Genomic DNA, 1,437 nt, shown 5'->3' with positions numbered 1-1,437 from the left:
CTAGCGGTACTTTGTTAAATCCGGAGATAGAGGTTAATGCCGCAGCCCGACGTAAGGAAGGCTAAGAGCGCGGCGAGCTCTGGTGGTGGGCGCGCGTCCGAACAGGCCTGCCAGCAGGACATGAGCCAACGTGCCGGGGTCATCCAAGCCCGAATGGACCGCAGCAGTCGAGGCCAGCAGCATCGCGTTCGAGGTCGGTCTTGCTTGTTTTTTTTCCCCTTTCGGTGACGCAACCTCCTCATGCCAATGAACGTCACGGGCTTCATGCCACCAGCAGAAGGCAAAGGCACAGCACACCAGAGTCCAATGCCGGCGGATGGCAAGATCAGAACGTACCATGAAGTCAGCCCAGCCAAGCTCGTCCTTCATTTGCTTGTAGCTTTGTTCGATCCAATTGCGCAATCCGTACAAACGCACCACTTGCGCCAACGGTGCCTGTTCCTCGGATAGGGTTGTTGTGAGATACCAGGTATTGAGATCTGGTAGAGTTCGGCGGTCAGTCGTGGCGCAGATGGCACGTATCGGTCTGTGCGGCCCATACTTAAACAAGGTCAACTCAGCTGCCCACCAACGTTGTGTATGGCCATCGCGGAAGCGGCGCACAATGCGTTGCCATGACCGCAACGGCAATTCACGCGCTGCATCTTCGAAGCTATGGGCGAGATGCGATGGTGCCCAACCGCGACCAATCTTGCCACTGTGCGCTAACACATAGGGCAAGTGGCGCTCGTTAAGCACATGCACAAAGGGACGATTATCGCCATAAGCGCTGTCAGCCACGATGGCCTTGAAGGCAATGCCAGTTGCCTTGGCTCGTTCGACAAGCTCGAGAGCCAAGCGTGGCTTGGTATGGAATGCCGGGTCTTGCTTGCCGCCTGGCAGACGGCATTCAGGCGTGTAGGGAACAACGTGGAGTGGGTAATAACGTTGCTCGTTGGCCCACAGCGTGGTGACGGCAACAATGCCATTGTCGATCTTGCCCACCGAGCCGAGATACTGACGAGCTACGTGATCGGTGGCACAGCCATCCTTACGGTCGCCGGTGTCATCGATGACGAGCACGCCATCAGTCGTCGGCGCAATGACCGGATCGGCTAGCAGCAATTGCAAGGTGCGCTGGGCAATCCGATCGACATCCCAATTCGACTCCGAAAGAAAGAATTGCATGCGTTGTACCGGCGCGGACTGTGCTTGTACTACCGGTTCGGCGCCGGCTAGCGCGGTAAGGGTCTTGGCCCTGTCACGTGGTGCTAACAGTCCAGCCAGATAAGTGCGGAAGCAACGTCGTTGCGCTAGCGAATGAAATAGGGCATCAAACTGCACCGCATAGTCCTCTAGTGGGCCAGGTGCAGCTGGGCAGGGGCGACGAGCAGTCATGGCAGCAGACCTCCTGCTACCAGCATAGACCCTCAATAATCTACTTTCAACAAAGTACCG

The 1,437-nt window shown here is 57.1% G+C and carries 1 protein-coding gene; it reads right to left on the bottom strand.

Translation table 11 applies throughout. The features are described 5' to 3' along the window. Positions 1-33 precede the first annotated feature (33 nt). Positions 34-1,377 carry an IS701 family transposase gene (locus IGW03_RS37620; RefSeq protein WP_228536360.1) on the bottom strand — a complete coding sequence of 448 codons (1,344 nt, stop codon included), beginning with the start codon at positions 1,375-1,377 and terminating at the stop codon, positions 34-36. Positions 1,378-1,437: the final 60 nt, after the last annotated feature.

Origin of the sequence: Noviherbaspirillum malthae (assembly GCF_015352985.1) — a bacterium.
Lineage (GTDB): Bacteria > Pseudomonadota > Gammaproteobacteria > Burkholderiales > Burkholderiaceae_D > Noviherbaspirillum > Noviherbaspirillum malthae.
The sequence above is the reverse complement of the archived record's forward strand: the minus strand, read 5'-3'. Positions and strand labels throughout refer to the sequence as shown.

Bases quoted from the DNA above. Each gene is read 5' to 3' on its own strand.
- IGW03_RS37620 (WP_228536360.1), bottom strand. From the start codon at position 1,377: ATGACTGCTCGTCGCCCCTGCCCAGCTGCACCTGGCCCACTAGAGGAC.